Below are 19,009 nucleotides of genomic sequence, written 5' to 3' on the forward strand. Positions count from 1 at the left end.
GTGAGCGCGTTCGGCGGTCCGGTCTTCCAAGAGGACGACCGCTTCTTCCGCGACGTCCAGATCCCCCGCGAGTACTGGAAAGTCATCGCATTCTCAGAAAACGGTGAACTCAAGGCCAAAGGCTTCCTGCTCACACAGAACCTCAACCAGCTCGAAGCCCTGGAGCTCGACGAGTTCCGCGTCTTCCAGGTCAGCCTGAGCGAGATCGAAGAACGCGGCCACCTCCGCTTCCCCGCCCCCCTGCGCAAGGCAGACACACTCGTCGTGCCCGAAACACTGGCAGAGCGAGAGCCACTGGACAGCCTCGCCGACATTCAGTGGCACTAGCCAGACCTCGAACCGTGCCCGAGGCAGCGAACAGGACGCGGCCGGGCACGCGCGGCAAGCAGCCGCCCCGGTACCGTCGCGCACCCGACGGCGCATCGACGTGCCGTCGCCAGGGGGCCGTGAGCGGCCGGCTGTGGGCGGCGGCACGGGGAGACAGCTGCGCCCCGGCACGGCGCGGAGCGCACCGGGGCGCAGGGGGCGTCGTCAGGCAGCGAGGGCGACGTCCGGAACGCCGCCACCGGACGGATCGAGGTAGTCAGGGTCCAGGTCGACGGTGGCCGTCTGGCCGTTGCGGTGGATGGTGAAACTCTCGAGTCGAGGAATCCGTTCCGGCCTACTGGGCCAACGCGGCGGCCCCGCGGATGACCACGCGCCGCCCGGGTCAGGGACCGAGAAGGTGCCGCTGGACCCGGGACCGGGCACGGTCCGGGGTGGTGCCGAGATGGCGGGCGAGCTCGTCCGCCCAGTGATCTGCGCTCGGGTCGATCCGGTACGCGGCAGTGCGGCCGGCGTTGCGGGCCAAGCGCTCGAGTGCGGCTACGGCGCGCAGGGCCGCGGCGGGGTGGTCGTCAGCGAGCATGCCCAGGCGGGTGTGGAGAAGGTCGATCAGGTCGGTGACGTCCGCGGGCAGCGGCACCGTCTGCTGTTCGACGGCGTCGATGTGGGCGGCCCAGTCCCGGTAGGGGCCCGACAGGTCCGCATCGTCCAGGTCGTCCTCGTCGCCGAGACGGTCCCAGTCGATCGGATAGTCGGGGCCGCGCCAGCCGCAGGCGCACGCGCCGCGGAAGCCGGCCGCCTTCGGCCGCCCAAAGCGGCCGGTGTAGGCCCACCACTCACGGGTGCTCTGCATCGACGCCCCGCTGCCCAGATCCAGATACACCAGGCGCGGCTCACTGCCGTCGGCCAGCACCGCGCCCGCATACCCGACGTGCTGCTCCTCGAACTCCTCCGCCACCCACATGAACTGGGCCTCCCCGTCCCGAGCCTCCACGACGGCGCCATGCTTGCACCGCAGCAGCCAGACACGGGCGCTGCTCCGTCAGCCAGGGTCCAACCCCTTGTTCTGTTGGACGGCAGCGGCAGACCTGCAAGATGCGCGACGGGGCAGCGGTCATCGGTGCAGGAGACCGGTGGCGAGCACCAGGCAGCCGGTGAACAGGAAGCGTCCCATGGGAGCAAGTGATTCCCAGCCTCGCCGGCAACCGGGCAGGCGCTGGCGCAGCCTGCGACGGGTCACCACGAACGGGCGTAGCGCCGGAGCCCGGCAAGCACTGCGCTACGAGGGCGCACACTCCGTGACGAGGCCCGTCAGAAAGGCGAGGGCTCAGATTCGTCCCACTTCCATCCGGTTTCGGGGAACTGCTCGAGCAGTGCAGAGAACGAAGTTGCCTGGTGGATGGCCGACGACCAGTCCTGAGCGGAGACGTCGAGCAGGACCAGAGGCGGAGGTTCCTGCCGAAAGTCGTAGGTGAGCATTTCGCGGCTTCCGTCCCCGCCGATGACGATGCTCCCAGGGAAACGTTCCTGGAAGTCGCCAGCCTCATTGACTTCGATGAGCTCCGCAATGGCATTGATCATCAGGAAGTCGTCCGCAGGAGGAACGAACCGGGCGATGCTCCCTTCTGTGGCCAGGAAGTGTCGGTAGTCCTCGGGAAATCGGACTTTGAAGCGGCGCTCAGCCTGCGCGATCTGGTCGTCGTTCGAACTCATGAGGCCGTTCTATCAAGGCCTGTCGTGCCTGCTGGCGGTGGCTGCGGTGAGCAGGACTGCCGTACGACCGGCGTCGCCATCCGGCTCGGGCGGCCAATAGTGGGGCGCGGAGGTAGGTGGTCGTACCCTTGGCGTCGCGCGCGCTCTCCAGCAGCCGACCTCGGTCGCGCACTCGCCCATCCTGGCATTCCCATCCAGCACCCGCACGCGTAGTGACAGCATCCAGCGTGGATGGATCATCCCTGGAGTTCGCTGTTACGAACCGAGGACTACCAGGTTCCCTCTAGGATTTCTTCGAAGATGATGTTCCATTCCGAGATGGGGTCCTCGAAGGGGGTGCTGTCGAACTGCTCGATCTTGGAGCGTGTTTGCTGTGCGAGCGCCTCCTCGTCATCGGCGGAGTCACGCTCAGCGTGGTAAGCCTGCAGGGCACAGAGGCTGTAGATCAGGGACTCGACGTCGCGGTGCATGAGCAGATGCCGGGAAGTGCCTTCCGGGAAGGCGTAGATGTTCTCGGTGTCGGGGTCGAGGGCCAGGGTTGAGTCGTTGAAGTAGCCGAGGACGAGCCATTTTTGCGCCTCGGTGGGGTAAGTACGTCCAGTGGGTTCGAGGAACTCGCCGAGGTACATTGAATCCTGGCCGGGGTTCGTGACGTCCATGCGTGACAGGAAGAGGTCGTCGTGCGGGAGTCCCACTTCATGAAGAATGCGCATCGAGCGTGACAGTTCGGCGGGGTTGTGTTGCGCTTCTTGGGGGAACAGGACGATTCCTTGGATTCCGAACAGGCGGATGATCTCGTCTGAACTGACGGAGTAACTCATGGGTGACCTTACTCGTGCTTGACGTTAGCGGCCGTGCGCCTTCTTCAATGCATTCACGTAAGCTTCGTGTTGCGCATTCCCTTCCTCTCGCTTTCCATTGAGTTGATCATAGGGCACGGCCTCGGTGACTTTGGTGTCTTCACCGAAGTGTTTGGCAAGCCATGCGTCGCAGCGGCTGTTGCGTTTTTGGCATGGCGCCCGTTCGGTGAATACTTCGTCAAGCCCGTCTTGCTTTCCTTTACGGATGAGAGAGTAGCCTATGACGCGTTCCGAGTGCATACCTCGGTCGCTTCGGCCGATGAGGATGAGTTCCTTATTCTTGTCAGAGGGGTCGATGTATCGCCCTGCGGCGTAGTTGTGCTTGGTCTCGTAGTCGTTGTTGGCGTAGCGGGCGAGTTGCGTTGCCTGGCCCAGCGGGTCCTTGTACGGGTCGACGCGGCTCGATTTGACCACTTTGGTTTCGTCGTCCTGAACGCCGACATCTCTTTTTTCGGCTCTGCTTTCTGGTCGCCATGCTTTGCCGTTGGACTCGAGGAGGTCGTGAATTCCTGACGTGTCGTTCTTGTCGACAGGCTTCAGCGTTCCATCGGGAAGCAGTTGCTGGACTGTGCCGTCTTTGGACAGGAGGTACATGGGGACGTCTTTGCCGTCGCCGTCTTTCTTGCCGGGACTGCAGCCGTCGACCTTGTCTTTGACACCTTTGTCGATGTCGCCGTTGCTTCGCTTGGTCTTGTCGAGGCCGTCGACGTTCTTTTCGATCTCCTTGTGCATCTTGTGCGCGGTGGACTCGACCTTGTCCTCGGCCTTGTCGATGGCGGCACCGAATTTGGCGAAGCGGTCGTCCTTCTTTGTGACGAGGCTGCGCTTCGCTCGTTTGTCGCCGAAGTTCTTCTTCTTGTCCTGGAGTCTTCCTTGTTCTCGGCCGAGTTGGTCGATGGCGTCGACGAACTCGGCAAACTCGATCCAGAGATCCTGTCCGACTGAGTCAAGTCCTTCCGGCAGGAGCGCGCCGTTCTTGTCGTGCCCCCCGGAGGAGGTCGTGTCGTCGAACAGCCCCTCGAGTTTCGAGAGGACCTCGCCTTCGATCTTTTCGACGGCGAGATCGATGAGTTGGGAGACGAGTAGGTCGATGGCTTCCCGGACAGCGATCTTCAGGGCGAGGGCTGCTCCGGCTCCCAGTAGAGCGGAGAGACCGCCGGTGAAGATGGCGCCGATGAGGCCTCCTGCGACGGCGGCGGCCGCAGTACTGAGGTCGGCGATGACAGCAACCTTGCAGGTGGTGACGTAGCCGGCACCGGTGTCCATCGCGCTGGCCAGCACGTCCATGGCGTCGGCGAGGTGCTTCATGTCCTGACCGGAGACCTTGCCCCAGCGCTGTCTGAAGGCGTCCACCGCCATGCCTTTGCTGCGGCCGGCCAGAATGTTGCTGCAAGCCTTGTTGGCGTCGCGGATGGTATCGCGTAGTTCCTCAGCGAACTCGCGGTACTCGCGGGCTGTGTCCTTGAGGTCGTCCTCGTCGATGTCGGGCCAGTCGACGCCGACCATCTCCATGATGTCGCGCAGGTCTTCAGGCAGCTGTATGCCCACCCCGTCACACCCCCGTGCTCAGCTCGGCCTGGTCTTCAGCTGTGATCCACTCTAGAGGGGACCATGCGTGAAGTGACCTGCCGTTATCGGTCGTTGTGGGCGGGTCGGGGGTGCGGAATGAGTGTCGTGACGCAGTCGTCCATGCCGATCACGATGCGGGGCTCACCCGCGCTGGTACGGACGCAGCAGACGGCCCGGACTGGTGGGCCGGGGCGGAAGGGCAGGGTGACTCCGCTGTCCAGGTCCACGTACTGGACCAAACCGTCGGCCCATGCCACAGCAAGCTCTGCCGCATGCCCTTCGCTGGTGCTCGCGCTGAGATCGACGACGGGGCTCGGCCGGTGGAACAGCGGTTCGGGCATCGGTGGCGCGTCTGGACTCCACACCCGGACGCGGCCGTCGACTCCGCCGGAGTAGAGGAGCGTTGGGCCGGCTCCTTCGAGCGCGAGTCCCGTAAGAGCTGTCACCGGCCCGTCGTGGAGCATGCGGGAGGTCAGTTCGACGTTGTCTCCCTTCAAGGACAGGACGTGGACGTGGCCGCTGTTGTCGCCGAAGGCTGCACCGTCTGGTAGTGACGCGGCGGTGGTGAGGGTGGCTGCGGCTATGCGCTCCGGGAGGGTCAGTGCCGCTCGGCGCAGTTGTGTCCAGAGGTCTGTGTCAGGTTCCAGTAGGGCTTGCAGTCCTTCTCTGTTCCGCGGCGCCTCCCCGACGAGGCTGACCTCGCCGAAGTCGTCGACAGCGGCGACCGTTCCGTCAGCGAGGCAGAAAATGGCTGTGGGCGGGCGATTATGGCTCGTCGTCAGGCGGCCGGTGATCGTGCTGCTGGCATGGTCGAGAAGTCGCACATCGCCGAGGTGGCCGGCGCACAGCACCTGCCCTGCGTGCCGGGCTGCGCCGGCGCAGAGCGCGGTGACCGGGCCGGGCCAGCCTGAGCTTGTGCCCTCCCGGGTGGAGGTGTGTGCGACACGCCACGGCTCGGGTTGCGCCATGTCGTGCAGGGCGCGGCGGACGTCGGCTGCAGTGTTGCTGTCGAGTGCTGCGAGCAGCGTCAGCGCACGGGTCGAGGTCGTGTCGGCGGCGCACAGGGACTGGCCTGCGCGGAGCCAGGCGCGCCCGAGGTCACTTGCTCGTTCCGCGGAGATGGGCTGTTGGTCCAGCCACGCGGTGACGGCGTGAGGGTCGGCTCGGACGACGGACTCGGCGGTGAAGGACAGCGTGTCGTCGTCGGGCGGGGTGGCTGGCTTCTGCTCGGGTTGTACGAGCAAGCCGGGCAGCGGGTAGAGGCGCTCGGGCTCGGCAGCGGGATTGATTGCCAGGGCCCACTGGCGGAAGCTGTCGTGGTCGGTCCAGCGGGGCTGGCTGAGGTCCATGACCGCCGACTGCTGAGCTTGGCCCAGCAGTTGCTCGGTGCACGGTGCTCCGGTGCGGGACTCGACGACCAGCTTCACGTGGCTGCTCTGCAGGAATGGCCTGATCAGCTGGTCGACGATGGCGTCGGGTGCGCGAGAGTGGTGCAGGTCGCACAGGATGAGAACGGTGCGCCGCTTGTCCGTGGCTACGGCCGTGCACAGTTCGCTGGGGGCCCGTGCCGCCAGCCTCAGATGGTCTGCCAGGAGCCAGGTCGCGCCGCGGAGGCCTACGTCGGCCAGCGGGGCCACCGCGTGGACGCGCCGGTCACTGGTGTCCTCAGAGGGTGTGTCTCCGTGCTCGACGAGCCATGCCAGCAGGTGGGACTTACCTGCGTTCGAGGGCCCGGTCAGCACGCACAGCCGGGGGGCATGCGCGTCGGCGAGCCATCCGAGCAGCGCCGACGCTGCGGGTTCCCTGCCGGCGCCCGGCTTGCGCAGGCGCAGACCTTTTGTGTCGGACACTGCACTTCCCCCCGTCCGCGGCTACTGGTGTCGGCGAGCCTGCTGAGCAGCGTAGACGATCGCCTCCTTCAGCCCTTCCTCTCTCGATTCTGCTGTCACGCCGTAGTCGAAACTGTGCGTGAACTGGGCGTTGGGAAAGAGCCGTTGCATCCAATGCGCGCAGTAGTGACCCGGCATGAGGCAGGGTTCGAGTTCGCAGTACACCCGGCTAACGTCTTCCGGCCGCACCCCCGACGACGACAGGCGCTGCCAGATGCGCTCTTCGGGATGGAGTCTGCCGGGACCTGTGCTGTCGGTGACAATCTCCTTGCGGCCGTCCGGCAGCTTGAACTCGAAGGAAGCCGAGAACGGGAAGTTCAGCGTGTGCCGTACGTCGTCCAGGACTCGTGGCCACCAGCTTTCCCGTTCGACGAAGGCCAGGGGATCGAGGTCTTTGAGTCCTGTCATGAGGCCATGGAGGACAGGAAGTGCGTCCTCAAGGCCGTCTGCGGCGGCGAGGCGGGGCAGGTCGCGGTCGAGCAGTACAAGCGCCTCGTTGAACAGTTCCACGCTTGCGCTGACGTACATGTCCGGGACTACCTCGGGCAAGAAGACGGCCTGGACGGCTCCATCCGGCCTTACGCACAGCTCAGCGCCTCCATCTGTGCCCAGACGCAGCCAGCGGCTGAGCGCACCGGGCGGCGCCTGGTGCCCCTGCTGAGAGGCATAAGCCCCGAGCTGGGCGGCCTCGCTGGTTGCCGCCGCGCGAAAGTAGGGCGCGACAGCGACCGGAACGCCCCGGTCCCGGAGCGTGCGGACCACATCGTCAGGCACAGGAGCACCGTGGAGCGATACGGCGGGGAATCGTCGGACGCCGCCAGCACCGAAATGCGCAGCGATCGGGTCGGTCATGACTACGTATGCTCCTCGGCGGTGATCTCACAAGACTCGGGCGGATCGGCAGCTCGTCCTCGCCTTCCCCCATGCGCCCCCTACAGTATTCACCCCCGGTGACAAGGCCACGCGCGGACGGCTGGCCCACGGGTTCTGCCGGAATGCCCTGTGTCCACGCCGGCGCCCTGCCTCCACACCTTCGATCGAGACCGGCTTCGTTAACCCTGACCACACAGCAATGCAGCGCCGACGCCGCCTACGGGGTATCGATCCACGAGCGCTTCGACATAAGCCACGATGCGCGGTGCCGGGGGCATGACGACGTCGTCCGACTCAAGGAAGCGCTGATAGAGCTCGTCGTAGACAAAGCCCGCTTGGTGGTTGTCGAGTGGGGGCTTACCGTCCCACACAGCAAGGTCGTAGCTCACGGTCGAATCGTCGCAGGTGACAGTTCGACCGCAGCCAGCGACGACCGATCGTGGAGGCGGGACTCGGCAGGCCGCCGGATTCAGGGTCCTTGGCCGGCGAGGAGTAGGGCCAGGAGGATGCCGGCGGAGTGTTGGCTGAGGGTGTGGGCTGTCTCCAAGAGCTGTGGGGTAGCGGTGGGCAGTCAGAGGGAGAGCGATGCACGCAGCTCGGCCGGGTCCAACGGGTCTAATGTCGCTCCGCCAGGTGTGAAGAGACAACCACAGACGACTCAGGAGCCGGGGAGATGTCCGCCTGACGCTCATCGGCGCAAACAGATGAGACCGCGCCGGCGACCGACATCCCGGCGCTCGACGCTGGCCTCCGGCGGGCCACCGAGGTACCGACCGCTCCTGTCCGCGCCCCGCCCCTCTCCGACCGATGGAGGAGACGATGACCGAGCACTCCGGCCGCTGCTGGTAGCCAGGGGTTGGCCCTGTTAGAACCAACACTTCCAACTCAGCTCTCCGGCGCAGGGCGGCGACGGCCAGGCGGTGGTGATCTCCCTGCGGTGTGCCAGCTGCAGACTCCGGCCTCGCGGCCTCCGCACCGGGAGTTCGAGCTCCCGCATCGCCTCGCACTGCTGGCGGGCCCTGGGCGGCCTTTCCGTGGGGTCAGGCGTTCTTGATGTGTTGGACGAACACAGTCCACCGTGCGGTCGGCATGAGCAGCACAGGGCCGCAGGTGACCTTGGAGTCACGGACACCCGTGCGGTCACCTGGGAACTGAGCCGTTTCCACGCAGAAGTTGTCCTCATTGAGGCTGTAGGAGCTCTTGTGCCATGGGGTGATCGGTTGCATCTCGCGGGTCCTCCTTGGCGCGTGCGGGCTTCCGTCCCAGTCTGACGACATCAGGAGTCCGATCCACGCGAACACCCCACAACAACTCGTGCGGTTGTACCGCGCCCAACGACAGAAAACGACCGGAGGGGGATCCGATGAACGATCCATCGCTCAGCAACCTCGGCAGCTCCGACAGCTGGACAGCCGAGCAGGCCATCGAGTTCAGCACGGCGCGAGAGCTGCTCAGCGCCGTCATTGCCGCGTACAGCGGTCGTATCTCAGCGGCCACATCCACAGAAGAGACAGAGCAGCTGCTGGGCGAGCAGCGGAGGTACGTCACCGAGCGCCGCCAGCTGACAGCGACGGACCACGAGGCCGTGGCGCGCATACGCGGGGACTACCCCGGACTGCTGCGTCGGCTGAGGGGCGAGTCGGCATGAGCGACGCACCTCTGTACCCGGCCCCCATGCCGGATCGGGACAACGCCAAGTTGTTCAACCAGCTGGTCCGTCCCACTCTCACCGGCACACCGCGTGAAAGTCCCACGGTCCTCTTCGTGGCAGGCCCACCAGGTGCGGGTAAGTCCACTGTTCAGACCAAGTTGCTCCAGCGCCTTGGGAGACCGGAAGCCTTTCCGCTCGACGGCGACGATCTGCTCAGCTTCCATCCCAGCCACGCGGCACTGAGCCGGGATAACGACCTCACCGCGGCCTTCCTGGTCTCCGAGGACCTCAAGGGCCGCTGGTGGACCCGTGCGGCCAGACTGCTGCGTGCACAGCATCTGAATATGGTGATCAGCGCTCCGCTTGCCGGCCCGGACTGGGCACTTGCCCGGTTTGCAGATTTCCGGAAGGCCGACTACGGCGAGGTGGGCGTGGCCTTCGTGGCCACGCACGAGGCACAGAGCCTGCAGGGCGTCGTCGCTCGGTACCACCGAGCCCGGCAGGAGATCGGCTACGGCCGCTGCGTCCCCCCTCAGTGGCACGATGCCGCCTACGCCGGCGTCCTGGACACAGCCGACCGGATCGACACCCTCGCTGCAGCCGACACGGTGTACGTGGCCCGCCGCGACGGCACGCTCGTCTATTCCAATCAGCTTGATTCCTCCGGCACCTGGATGCTCGGCGGCGCGACGCGCCAGTTCATCGAGGCCGAGCGCAACCGGCCCTGGTCCGGGGAAGAGAGCGCTCAGTTTCTCCGGACACAGGGGCAGCTGCGGGTCGAGATGAGCGCCGAGTGGGCACCGCTGCTCGACAGCATTGACCGCCGGGCCATCCCCGTCATCACCCCGCTCGCCGTGCACGACGACGCACAGCTGGCAGCACGCCGCACTGAATCCGAACGGCTGCTGCGGCAGGCGGAGCGCGAACTTGAGGCCGCAGAAGGCCGAGGCAAGCACCTTCTCGAGCAACACCGGGGCGGGGCCAACGCGGCCCGTATCGAAGAACTCGAAGCTTCCGGGACACCGCCCCAAGAAGTCCGCCACGCCCGTGACCGCATGCATCAGGAACGCTGGGGCACCGTCATCACCAACTTCGAACTGGGCCGCCGCACCACGAGTGCGAAGGAGCTTGTGGAGGCTATTGGTCAGGAGACGCAACGCCGCGCCAGCCTGAGCCCCGAGCAACGCCGACACGAAGATCGCGCCCGGCGGCATGTCCAGAAGATCGCAGCGGCCCAGCAGCCGCCCAAGACAGCCTCACGCGTCGAAGGACCGCGTCGTGGCGGCCCCGAACGTCAGGGCCCACGGCAAGGGCTAGACGGTTGAGGAACATCGGAAGCCGGCGTTAAGCCTCCGTCGGCCGGAGACAGGGTTGGCCCTGTTAGAACCAACAGGGCCAACCCTGGCGTCCAGATGGGCGTCAAGGGCCGGAGCTCTCGGCGAGGATGTCCTTCAGTGCTTGCACGATGTCGTTCCGCAGTGCGTCGTGTCGTGGCCCGAGAACGTGCTCAGGGGCCAGCCGCTGAGGCCCGTAGCGCCATACCGGGCCGTGCCGGAACTCCTCCGGTTCCCAGTGGTAGCGCGGGTGGATATGGCCATGGAGGTGCTCCCAGGAGTTGCCCAGCACTTCATAGTTCAGGCGCCGATATCCCGTGTCGTGCTTGCGGCACGCTTGCTCGACGGCCTCCCCGAGCAGTGAGAGGTCGAGCAGGAAGAGGGCTCGCTCGTCGCGAGGTAGATCGGTCAGATGGTTGGCTTTGCCCGCGTACAGCAGCAAGCAGTAGCCCTGGAGGTGCTGGGTATCGCCGATCACGGCCCAGCCAGTACGCATGCGGGCCAGGACGGTGGGGTTCTCGCCCCGCTCGGCGGAGCCGATGCGGTCGTCTTTCCAATGTGTCATGTCTTCATGCCTATCAGGCCGTTAATGGTGCCGACCGCGCGGTTGTGAGCTCATAGGCTGACAGGCATGTTGAAGATCCTTGGACGTCTCAGTGACCTGGCCGAAGGACAGACCGGCATGGTCACAGGCCATCAGGCCGCCGGTGTGGGGGCTGATTCGGCGGCCCTAGGCAGTGAGAGGGGTACGGCGGCGCAGACTTCGCCCATGGAGTATTCGAGCAGATCGAACTGGCAGGGCTGGGACCCGTGTCCGTCCAGTGCGGCGAAGAGCTGCTGGGGGTCGGTAATGGTTCTGCCGGTCAGGGCGAAGGGCTCGTACCGGCTGAGGTGATCCATGCGACCGCCGAAGTCGAGCTGCGCCAAGAGGCTCTTGCCGACGGCGCTAGTCAATGGCCAGCTGCGCTCCGGTGTGGATGCCCCAGCGAGCCAGGGCGCCAGCTTCCGCTTCCAGAACGTGGCGGGCGCGCCAGCGGGGCATGCCGATGCGGCACGGCGCGCGGGAGTCGTCGAGGACCAGGACGCCGTCGGTGTCGCTCTTGCCGCCCCGGCAGACCTGAACCAGGCGCACCGAGCGAGCCCGTAGCAGCGGCAGGACGAGGCGGTTGACGTAGTCGAGTGAGTCGACGAACTCATCACCGGTGATGGCGTGAACGACGATCAGGTCCGACAGGTCCGGCTCCAGGCCGTGCGCGGCCGGATCGGCCAGGAACATCAGCAGGATGGCCGTACTGTCCGCGCCCAGCCCGTAGGACAGGACGGTGGGGCGCCTGGGGTGGAACGTGGCAGGTGTCGCGGGAGCGGTGCGGGCGGGGGCGAGCTGGGACGCCGGGGCGTGGACGGACATGCGCGTGACTCCGGGAGTTCGGGGAGCGGCGGCGCGGGAGGTGCGCTCCGCGCCGCCGCGCAGTGCTGAAGGGGTGGGCCGGGGCGGTGGGCCCGCCCAGGGGGGCGGGCCCGCGCGGCCTACGCGGCCAGCACCAGCGGCTTCAGGTCCGGGTAATCGCGGTCCATCTCCAGGGAGATCAGCTCTGCCTCGGTCTGCGCAGCGTGGGTGAAGCGGGTCTCGCCGGTCGGGGCGTCCAGCACGAAGCGCATCCGGTGGATCGTGTAGGAGACGATCTGCTCGGGATGGAAGGTGCGCATCTCGCCGCGCATCCGGCACATGGCCCGGACGATGATGCGGCCCTTGCTGGTGGTGCGGATGTCGTGGATCTCGATGGTGCGCACCGACTCTTCGCCGTCGCTGTCGATGTAGGTGATGGTCACGGCCCGCTTGCCGTCCATCGCGCGGATCAGGTCGGCCAGGGTGCGGGTGGAGGTCTGACGGGCGGTGCGCTTCATCGTGTTGAACATCGGGATCTCCCAGCGACGTGGTGTGTCTTCGGTGTTGGCCGACTGCCACCGCCGACCAACAAGACAACTATATCCCGTATGCATCACAAAGGGAAGCGAACACAACCCCGATCTCAACTTTTCCCGGAAGCCCCACCCGCCCCGGCGACCACCCCTCGGGCCATCCTCCCCCGCCGCAATATCGACGCGCCCACCTTGTTGACCTCGTGACATGTAGTGGATATAGTTGTCTCAGTCGCCAGGCAGTGGCAGCCGGGCGGCGACCGAGAAACACGCACCTCAACAAGTCAACAGCGGACAGGAGCCCCCGAGATGGCCCGTACTTTCCACGACCGCCCCGCGCACCTCCAGTACGAGGAGCGGCCCTGGCTGACCCCCTTCCTGAAGGACGGCAGCCGGACGTGGCTTCAGAGGGCGGCGCACAAGCGGGACCGTGCGGCGCTCAAGCGGGCGCTGCGCACCGGCAGCGAGCCGCCCCGCCCCCAGCGCCGCCGCATCGACTGGGACGCACACTGAGTCGGCCCGACGAAACGGCCCCGCCCCGGCGGGGCCGTTCGCGTTCTGCCAGCAGCGCGGGATGAGCGGCGGCCAGATACGCAAGAACCCCGCCGACGGGGGAGGCGGCGGGGTGCATTCAGTGTGGCAGGAGAGCGCTACGAGCGCCCGTTATGCCGCTTGGCTCGCCGCACGCTGGCGAGCCTGGCACGGCGGACGAGCGGAGCCGGGAAGTCGGGGCCGGCGGACGAGGCGCCGACGCGATGCGGGAGTCGAAGAGGGACAAGAGGAGGGACGACGGAGCGAGCAGGCCGCGCCGGGCCGTCAGAACAGCAAGCCTCTTCCTCCGACTATCGCGGAGAAAGAGGTGTCGGCGTAGGAAATGGGCTTGCCCAGGGGGTCTGACCAGGGAAAACATTCAAGATCACGAAAGGGGGGTTCACACCTCCGGTAATACCTCCGGCGCAACTTTGGGTCCGCCTGTGCAGACAACTGTGCAGACAACTGTCGGTGCAACCCTCTTCCGGCGGCGCGCCGGCAGGCTTGCCCAGACCTCACAGACCGCCCGAGCCGTCGAACTGGCGCAGGAAGTCGGCCAGCTGCCGGCGCTGGCGCTGCTCTTCGGCGAGCTGCCGGGCGAGCTGGGAGCGGTCGATATGGGACTCCACCGCTTCGAGGACCAGGCGCTGGAGCTCGGCCGGTTCGAGGGCTTCGACCTCCCGCTGGACGGGCCGGTCGACGTCGAAGCCGTACCGTCCCGCGAAGACCGGCCAGCGGGGGGGGTCGCGGCGCCGAGAGTGTGCGGTCTTGGGCGCGGTCGACGATGGCGGGCCAGTGGAGGCGTCCCATACCGGTACGTACCCGATGCGTTGCTGCTAGTCAGGGGGCTGGGCAAGCCTCCGGTCCTGCCACAGCTCGCGGATCCACGCGGTTGTCGGCGGGTGCGGGTGGACACGAGTCGTCTCCGCGGTGGCGAGAATCAGGGCGGCGCGGGCCATGGGGTCCAGCTCCGTGGTGAGCCGGGTGGCGAAGGCGGTTCGGACCGTGTGGTCGGGGTCGGCGGCGGTGGCGTAGGAGGCGTCGATGCGGATGGTGGGGTCGGAGTCGTTGAGGAGAGGCAGGAGCGTGGGGGTTTCGATTGTGATCGCGGCTGGGGCGGCGGCCACCGACCAGCCCGCCGGGTAGCTGGTCACGTCGACGCCGTAGTCGTCGCCGCCGAGGGGCGGCCTCACGGTAGACGATCGCGGCGGCCGGCGACGGGACCCCTGCAGCGGCCGCTTGCTGATGGTCGAGCCTTCACGCTCACCCCCGGCTCAGCGCCTTCGCGCCGGGTCGGGAAACGTTTCGGCTTCGTCCCTTCGGGCGGAACCCAAGTCCAATGTGCGGACGGGCGCCGTACCCGCTGACACGATGCGTCAGCGAATGATCCCTTGCTCCGCACTCGCCCGGTTCGTGTGCCAATTAGGGGATTCACACCCACACGGGAGGCAGAAATGCCGAGTTCCACCCCACCATCCTCCACGCCACCTTCCACGGGCCCGGCCGCTCCACCGGCCGCTCCGCCGTCATCCCGGCGGTCCGCCCGGACTCGTCTCGGACGGCGCCTGGCCGTGGCCGCGACGGCGACCGCCCTGCTCCTGCCCGGCCTGTGGCTGATGCCTGGGCTACCGGCCCCGGCCGCGGCCGCCGACCCACCACCGCTGGCCATGACCGTCACCGTGAGCCTGGACTGGTTCGAGCGCTTCGAGGTCCCGGACGACGGCATCGACGAGGAGGGCGAGTTCTATCCGGAGGTGAAGATCGGGGACAACGCGCTCCAGACGGGCCGGATCGTCTCCGACGACGCCTTCCACGCCAGCACCATCCCCAACCCGTGGGTCTTCACGCAGCAGGTCACCCTCTCCGGCAGCCAGACCACGTTCCCCGTCGGCATCCAGATCAAGGACGAGGACGGCGGAACGAACTTCGCGGACGACCGGATGGACATCAGCCCGCAGAACCAGGACATCGACCTCAACCTCACGTACAACGCCCTCAACGACACCTGGACCGGCGACTCGCTCGCGTACGGGTTCATCCCGCCGGACCCGCCGTGCACCGACCGCGCCGGGAACCCGCAGGGCCAGGTGTGCGCCATCGGCGACGGCGACCCGAACTTCCCCAACGCCGGGGACGGTAAGCGCGCCGCGGTCGGCGTGACCATCACCACCAGCAAGCACAGCGACGCCGACCAGGACGGCATCGCCGACCGGTACGAGCGCTTCGGCGTGCGCAACCCGGACAACTCGATCGCCGTCGACCTGCCGGCCCTCCAGGCGGACCCGCTGCACAAGGACATCTTCGTCGAACTCGACTACTCGGACGGCTCCCAGCCGTCCCACGAGGCGATCCAGGCGGTCGAGCACGCCTTCGCGGCGGCCCCGCTGTCAAACCCGGACGGCGCGGACGGCATCACCCTGCACGTCGACTCCGGCGGCCTGCACGACAAGACGGCCATGGAGGGCCCACCGGAAGGCACCTGCACCGACGGACTGGACAACGACGGCAAGGACGGCGTGGACGGTGCCGATCCGAACTGCAACGACCGCGAACTGGGCGTCGAGGACTTCAAGCCGGCCACCTGCGACAACGGCATCGACGACGACACAGACCGCAGGCCGGACGACCAGGACCCGGACTGCATCGTCGGCGACGACCTGGGCGGCGGCAACCCGATCGCATTCCCGCTGGCCAACTGCAACCTCGACACGGACTACCGCAACACGAAGGCGCGCAATTTCCAGCTGCTGCGCCAGAAGGTGTTCAACTACGTCCTCTACACCACCCAGGACGTCGACACCGACGGCGCCGGCCCCGACACCGGCTGCAACAGCGGAGGCTACGGCGCCGGTACGGACATCATCCTCTACCGCACCGACGCCGGATCCCTGATGCACGAGCTCGGCCACAACCTCGGGCTGCACCACGCGGGCACGGACGCGAAGCCCAACTGCAAGCCCAATTACGTGAGCGTCATGAGCTACTCCATGCCGGACGGCATCCCGCGCGTGGGCGGCGGAACGATCGTCGACTTCTCCCCCGCCCGCATCACGCTGTTCGGCCGGCCGCCCAGCCCGACCGAGCCGGGCCGGTCCCAGGCGGTGCTGCCCGAGCTGAAGGAGGACGACCTCCGCGAGAACCGGGTGCTCGACCCGCGCGACACCGTGAACCAGTTCGTCTTCTCGGACGGCGCGGGTGCCGTGCGCACCGTCCCCCTGAACCAGAACCCCGACTGGAACGGCGACAACCCGACGAGCCCCGGCGACGACGGCGATGCAAAGCAGATCGTCAACATCGACGCGACCGGCCCGGACGACTGCAAGAACACCAGCACCGACGAGAAGCTCCAGGGCCACGACGACTGGGCCCGCGTCCAGACCTACATGCCGAACCGCTTCCCGGTGGCCGGCGGCGCGCCGCCCGTGAGTGAGGACCCGCCCCTCCCGACGGCGGAGGAATCCGCGCGGATCCGCGGACTCCGCAACACCACCGACCTCACCCTGACACTCACCGACGCCCCCGACCCGGTCGCCGCCGGCGAGCGCCTGACATGGACGGTCGGCGTCACCAACAACGGTCCGAACTCCTCCACGTCCACGCAGATCACCACCGAGCTGCCCGCCGACGTCACCGACCCGACCACCACCGGCCCCTGCCTGGTCTCCGGCCGGACGGTCACCTGCAACCTCAGCGAGGTGCCGCAGGGCGCGCACCGCCAGTACACGATCAGCGCCCAGGTCCCGGCCGACCTGGTCTACCGCAACGGCGGCCCGAAGACGGTCACCGCCACCTCGACGGTGGCTAACCTCGCCGGCCCGGACGCGCGGCCGGCCGACAACACCGCCACCTCCGACACCAGGGTCATCGCAAAGGCGGACGTACGGATCACCGACGCCCGGGCCACCAGCCCGCTGGAGGTGCTCATCGGCGAGCCCGCCACCGCCTCGCTGGAGGTCACCGTCGCCAACGCCGGCCCGTCCAGCCCGATCGACACCCTGCTGACCACCACGGCCGGCGCGGACGCCGGCGTCACCGTCACACCCGCGACGCAGACCGCTCAGCAGACGGCGCTGCGCGTGGGCACGCCGCAGAAGGCCACGTACGAGGTGCGGCTCGCGTGCACCGCGCCGGGCCTGAAGCAGGTACACCTGGACTCCCGCCTGGCGCTGAAGAACGCGGAGGACGTCGACCCGGACCCGAGCAACAACACCGCCTCCACCTCGTTCCGGATCGACTGCGTGGTGCCCGTCGCGATCAACGTCCGGCCAGGCGGCTTCCCGAACTCCGTCAACCTCAACACCGACGCCACCGTGGCCGCGCTGACCACCCGGGTTGGCGAGTACGGCCTGCCACTGGCCTTCGACGCGACGGCGATCGACGTGTCCCAGACATACTGGGGCCTGCGGGAGCTGCTGTTCAACACCGCCACCCCGGCCGGCGCCCGGGAGGTCCACGGCAGGGGCCACCCCGGTGACTCCTACGAGCTGGACGAGCGCACCCGCGACGGCGACACCGACAACGTTATGCACTTCAAGCCCAGCGAATCGGGGCTGACCCCCGACTCGACCCGCGCCTGTCTGAAGGGTAAGTACCGGGCCCCGGGCGGCCAGGTGTACACCTATCTGGGCTGCGACTCCGTGCGGGTGGTGAACTGACACCCGGCCCGGACCGGACATGACGCAGGGCCCCACCTCCGGGTGGCGGCCCTGCGGCCGGTCGGCGACGGGCACAGCCCGACGGTGGTCAGCCGACGGCCCCGCCGCCGGACGCCATCACTCTGGCCCGGGCCGGCCGGGCCTTGAACCGTTCTGCCTGGTCCGCGCCACAGCAGCCGCAGGCTCGCATGCGTGGCGGCCCGGGCCACACCTGCCCCTGCGCCCGACCATCCAGAGAAAACGCCCAGGTCAACTCCTTGAGGCACCCTGCCCCGCCAACTCGAATGCACGACCCGCAAGGTTCAGTGCACATCCGCCATCTTCAGTGCTCAGTCACGCGCGTGGTCGGGTAGCCGGGTCACGGCAACGTGATCCGGCTACCCGACCACAGTAGGCGGGCAAGCCCTGGCCGGGGCGCCCCGAACAATGTGCGTTCGATCCGTGAGGGTCGGAGGTGTCGCCATGGATGAGCAGCACGACCAGGCCGTGAGGGCCGGTTCGCCGATCCTCCATCTGCGCTGCCCGCGGGATGTGGATCCTGACCTGTACCGGCTGCTGCTCGGCCTGGTGGCGGATGTGACGCCGGTGGTGCAGGCCTTGCCGCCGTCCGCTGCTGTGGCGGACGTCTCCGGCAGCGTGCGGTTCTTCGATCGCGATCCGGCAGAGCTGGCCCGGATGATCCGGGCGCGGGCGCTGGCGCTGTACGGCTTGCCCGTGGCGATCGGGGTGGGGCCGAACTGGACGGTCGCGGCGATGGCGTCCCGGGAGCCAGGGCGGGGCGGTGTGCGTGCGGTCGGCTCCAGCCCCGAGGTGGTAGCCGCGTTCCTTCACCCGCGGCCGGTCGGTGAGCTTCATGGCATCGGCAGCGCTCAGGAGCGGACGCTGACGACGTACGGGGTGCACACGATCGGGCTGCTGGCGAATCTGCCGGAGTCGACGGTGCAGCGGGTGCTGGGCGGGAAGGCGGGCCGGCTGCTGCGCGAGCGTGCCCGCGGAGTTGACCGCCGCAGGGTGGTGCCGGCCGAGCTGCCGCACAGCGCGGCCGCTCAGCGCCGCTTCCCCACCGACACCCTGGCTCCGGAGCTGGTGCGCTCCGCGCTGCTGTCGCTGGCGGTCGAGCTCGGCGAGCGGCTGCGAACGCGCCGGCAGGCGGCGAAGGCCGTGACCATGACGGTGACCTTCGCCGACCGCACCCAGATCCACCGCAGCCGCCAGCTGCCCGGCGGGCCGTCCGCGCACACCGACGATTTGCGTGACGTGGCGTACGACATGTATCGGGCCCTGGGGCTGCAGCGTGCCCGGGTGCGGGCGGTCGCCTTGCGCTGCGATCAGCTCGTGGACGCGGCCGCGGCCAGCGAGCAGCTCTCCTTCGACGCCGACCGGGAGCACCGGCTGCGCGCCGAGCAGGCCATCGACGCGCTCAACGCCCGCTTCGGCTCCGGCACCGTGGGCCCCGCGGCGAGCTACCCGCAGGCCGGCTGAACCTCTCAGCAGGGTTAGACCTTGGGGCGCTTGGAGCCCTTGCGGCCGTCGGCAAGCGCCTCGAGCAGCTCGGCCGGCTCCGGCCGGGTGCCACTGCCGAGGTAGCGGATGCCCTCGCCTTCCGGGGGCGTGCCGGTGTCCTTGCCGATCGGGTGGCGCCGGCTGGTCGCTGTGCGCCATCCGTACCGCTCGTCCCACACCAGCGCCG

19 protein-coding genes and 1 pseudogene are annotated in these 19,009 nt (G+C 67.8%); 6 read left to right on the forward strand and 14 right to left on the reverse strand.

Annotated features, from left to right (window positions below; genetic code table 11):
- Positions 1-327 (forward strand): DNA/RNA non-specific endonuclease (locus tag ACWD0A_RS33320; RefSeq protein WP_451304259.1); only part of this gene is annotated, 327 nt, incomplete at its 5' end.
- A gap of 382 nt (positions 328-709) precedes the next feature.
- Here ACWD0A_RS33320 and ACWD0A_RS33325 read toward each other — a convergent pair.
- The 8 genes from ACWD0A_RS33325 to ACWD0A_RS33360 all read right to left on the reverse strand — a co-directional run bounded on the left by ACWD0A_RS33325 (position 710) and on the right by ACWD0A_RS33360 (position 8,454).
- Complete coding sequence (locus ACWD0A_RS33325) at positions 710-1,318, reverse strand: hypothetical protein (protein WP_451304261.1); 609 nt, start codon at positions 1,316-1,318, stop codon at positions 710-712.
- Between the two features lie 317 nt (positions 1,319-1,635).
- Positions 1,636-2,037: an SMI1/KNR4 family protein gene (locus ACWD0A_RS33330; RefSeq protein WP_451304263.1), complete on the reverse strand. Its 402-nt coding sequence runs from the start codon at positions 2,035-2,037 to the stop codon at positions 1,636-1,638.
- Positions 2,038-2,306: 269 nt separating this feature from the next.
- Complete coding sequence (locus ACWD0A_RS33335) at positions 2,307-2,858, reverse strand: SUKH-4 family immunity protein (protein WP_451304265.1); 552 nt, start codon at positions 2,856-2,858, stop codon at positions 2,307-2,309.
- Between the two features lie 24 nt (positions 2,859-2,882).
- The gene (locus tag ACWD0A_RS33340; protein WP_451304267.1) at positions 2,883-4,445 is read right to left on the reverse strand and encodes a WXG100-like domain-containing protein; all 1,563 of its coding nucleotides are present in this window, start codon (positions 4,443-4,445) and stop codon (positions 2,883-2,885) included.
- 83 nt (positions 4,446-4,528) lie between these two features.
- Positions 4,529-6,316 carry a hypothetical protein gene (locus tag ACWD0A_RS33345; protein WP_451304269.1) on the reverse strand — a complete coding sequence of 596 codons (1,788 nt, stop codon included), beginning with the start codon at positions 6,314-6,316 and terminating at the stop codon, positions 4,529-4,531.
- 21 nt (positions 6,317-6,337) lie between these two features.
- Positions 6,338-7,207, reverse strand: coding sequence for an SUKH-4 family immunity protein (locus tag ACWD0A_RS33350; RefSeq protein ID WP_451304271.1), 870 nt, complete (start codon positions 7,205-7,207; stop codon positions 6,338-6,340).
- Positions 7,208-7,407: 200 nt separating this feature from the next.
- Positions 7,408-7,617 carry a hypothetical protein gene (locus ACWD0A_RS33355; RefSeq protein ID WP_451304273.1) on the reverse strand — a complete coding sequence of 70 codons (210 nt, stop codon included), beginning with the start codon at positions 7,615-7,617 and terminating at the stop codon, positions 7,408-7,410.
- 651 nt (positions 7,618-8,268) lie between these two features.
- A complete protein-coding gene (locus tag ACWD0A_RS33360; RefSeq protein WP_451304275.1) occupies positions 8,269-8,454 on the reverse strand; it encodes a DUF397 domain-containing protein in 186 nt (61 codons plus the stop codon).
- 137 nt (positions 8,455-8,591) lie between these two features.
- Here ACWD0A_RS33360 and ACWD0A_RS33365 point away from each other — a divergent pair, with 137 nt between their 5' ends.
- Positions 8,592-8,876 carry a hypothetical protein gene (locus ACWD0A_RS33365; protein WP_451304277.1) on the forward strand — a complete coding sequence of 95 codons (285 nt, stop codon included), beginning with the start codon at positions 8,592-8,594 and terminating at the stop codon, positions 8,874-8,876.
- Positions 8,873-10,204 (forward strand): zeta toxin family protein, encoded by a 1,332-nt coding sequence (locus tag ACWD0A_RS33370; RefSeq protein WP_451304279.1) that lies wholly within the window; start codon positions 8,873-8,875, stop codon positions 10,202-10,204. The genes ACWD0A_RS33365 and ACWD0A_RS33370 overlap by 4 nt, the downstream gene beginning before the upstream one ends.
- Before the next feature lie 94 nt (positions 10,205-10,298).
- Here the strand turns inward: ACWD0A_RS33370 and ACWD0A_RS33375 are convergent, their stop codons facing one another.
- The 4 genes from ACWD0A_RS33375 to ACWD0A_RS33390 all read right to left on the reverse strand — a co-directional run bounded on the left by ACWD0A_RS33375 (position 10,299) and on the right by ACWD0A_RS33390 (position 12,130).
- Positions 10,299-10,778, reverse strand: a complete 480-nt coding sequence (locus ACWD0A_RS33375) for an HIT domain-containing protein (protein ID WP_451304281.1) — start codon at positions 10,776-10,778, stop codon at positions 10,299-10,301.
- Between the two features lie 131 nt (positions 10,779-10,909).
- Positions 10,910-11,113 (reverse strand): hypothetical protein, encoded by a 204-nt coding sequence (locus tag ACWD0A_RS33380; RefSeq protein ID WP_451304283.1) that lies wholly within the window; start codon positions 11,111-11,113, stop codon positions 10,910-10,912.
- Between the two features lie 46 nt (positions 11,114-11,159).
- Complete coding sequence (locus ACWD0A_RS33385) at positions 11,160-11,621, reverse strand: hypothetical protein (protein ID WP_451304285.1); 462 nt, start codon at positions 11,619-11,621, stop codon at positions 11,160-11,162.
- Between the two features lie 119 nt (positions 11,622-11,740).
- Positions 11,741-12,130 carry a WYL domain-containing protein gene (locus tag ACWD0A_RS33390; protein ID WP_451304287.1) on the reverse strand — a complete coding sequence of 130 codons (390 nt, stop codon included), beginning with the start codon at positions 12,128-12,130 and terminating at the stop codon, positions 11,741-11,743.
- Positions 12,131-12,442: 312 nt separating this feature from the next.
- Here ACWD0A_RS33390 and ACWD0A_RS33395 point away from each other — a divergent pair, with 312 nt between their 5' ends.
- The gene (locus ACWD0A_RS33395) at positions 12,443-12,646 is read left to right on the forward strand and encodes a hypothetical protein (protein ID WP_386227958.1); all 204 of its coding nucleotides are present in this window, start codon (positions 12,443-12,445) and stop codon (positions 12,644-12,646) included.
- An 854-nt stretch (positions 12,647-13,500) separates the two neighbouring features.
- Here ACWD0A_RS33395 and ACWD0A_RS33400 read toward each other — a convergent pair.
- Positions 13,501-13,857 carry a hypothetical protein gene (locus ACWD0A_RS33400; RefSeq protein ID WP_451304289.1) on the reverse strand — a complete coding sequence of 119 codons (357 nt, stop codon included), beginning with the start codon at positions 13,855-13,857 and terminating at the stop codon, positions 13,501-13,503.
- Between the two features lie 378 nt (positions 13,858-14,235).
- On the opposite strand from ACWD0A_RS33400, the gene ACWD0A_RS33405 reads away from it, so the two are divergent.
- Both ACWD0A_RS33405 and ACWD0A_RS33410 read left to right on the forward strand, forming a co-directional pair.
- Positions 14,236-17,319, forward strand: a complete 3,084-nt coding sequence (locus ACWD0A_RS33405) for a hypothetical protein (protein WP_451304291.1) — start codon at positions 14,236-14,238, stop codon at positions 17,317-17,319.
- A 462-nt stretch (positions 17,320-17,781) separates the two neighbouring features.
- Positions 17,782-18,801 (forward strand): DinB/UmuC family translesion DNA polymerase, encoded by a 1,020-nt coding sequence (locus tag ACWD0A_RS33410; protein WP_451304293.1) that lies wholly within the window; start codon positions 17,782-17,784, stop codon positions 18,799-18,801.
- Positions 18,802-18,815: 14 nt separating this feature from the next.
- On the opposite strand, the pseudogene ACWD0A_RS33415 reads toward ACWD0A_RS33410, so the two are convergent.
- A pseudogene (locus ACWD0A_RS33415) lies at positions 18,816-19,009 on the reverse strand (DUF6292 family protein); the annotation flags it as partial.

Source organism: Streptomyces sp. NPDC002867, from assembly GCF_053591895.1.

What these genes read in the sequence shown, in the direction of transcription:
- ACWD0A_RS33330 (WP_451304263.1), bottom strand. Translation starts at nt 2,037, where the DNA reads ATGAGTTCGAACGACGACCAGATCGCGCAGGCTGAGCGCCGCTTCAAA.
- ACWD0A_RS33335 (WP_451304265.1), bottom strand. Translation starts at nt 2,858, where the DNA reads ATGAGTTACTCCGTCAGTTCAGACGAGATCATCCGCCTGTTCGGAATC.
- ACWD0A_RS33350 (WP_451304271.1), bottom strand. Translation starts at nt 7,207, where the DNA reads ATGACCGACCCGATCGCTGCGCATTTCGGTGCTGGCGGCGTCCGACGA.
- ACWD0A_RS33360 (WP_451304275.1), bottom strand. Translation starts at nt 8,454, where the DNA reads ATGCAACCGATCACCCCATGGCACAAGAGCTCCTACAGCCTCAATGAG.
- ACWD0A_RS33365 (WP_451304277.1), top strand. Translation starts at nt 8,592, where the DNA reads ATGAACGATCCATCGCTCAGCAACCTCGGCAGCTCCGACAGCTGGACA.
- ACWD0A_RS33370 (WP_451304279.1), top strand. Translation starts at nt 8,873, where the DNA reads ATGAGCGACGCACCTCTGTACCCGGCCCCCATGCCGGATCGGGACAAC.
- ACWD0A_RS33375 (WP_451304281.1), bottom strand. Translation starts at nt 10,778, where the DNA reads ATGACACATTGGAAAGACGACCGCATCGGCTCCGCCGAGCGGGGCGAG.
- ACWD0A_RS33380 (WP_451304283.1), bottom strand. Translation starts at nt 11,113, where the DNA reads ATGGATCACCTCAGCCGGTACGAGCCCTTCGCCCTGACCGGCAGAACC.
- ACWD0A_RS33385 (WP_451304285.1), bottom strand. Translation starts at nt 11,621, where the DNA reads ATGTCCGTCCACGCCCCGGCGTCCCAGCTCGCCCCCGCCCGCACCGCT.
- ACWD0A_RS33390 (WP_451304287.1), bottom strand. Translation starts at nt 12,130, where the DNA reads ATGTTCAACACGATGAAGCGCACCGCCCGTCAGACCTCCACCCGCACC.
- ACWD0A_RS33395 (WP_386227958.1), top strand. Translation starts at nt 12,443, where the DNA reads ATGGCCCGTACTTTCCACGACCGCCCCGCGCACCTCCAGTACGAGGAG.
- ACWD0A_RS33410 (WP_451304293.1), top strand. Translation starts at nt 17,782, where the DNA reads ATGGATGAGCAGCACGACCAGGCCGTGAGGGCCGGTTCGCCGATCCTC.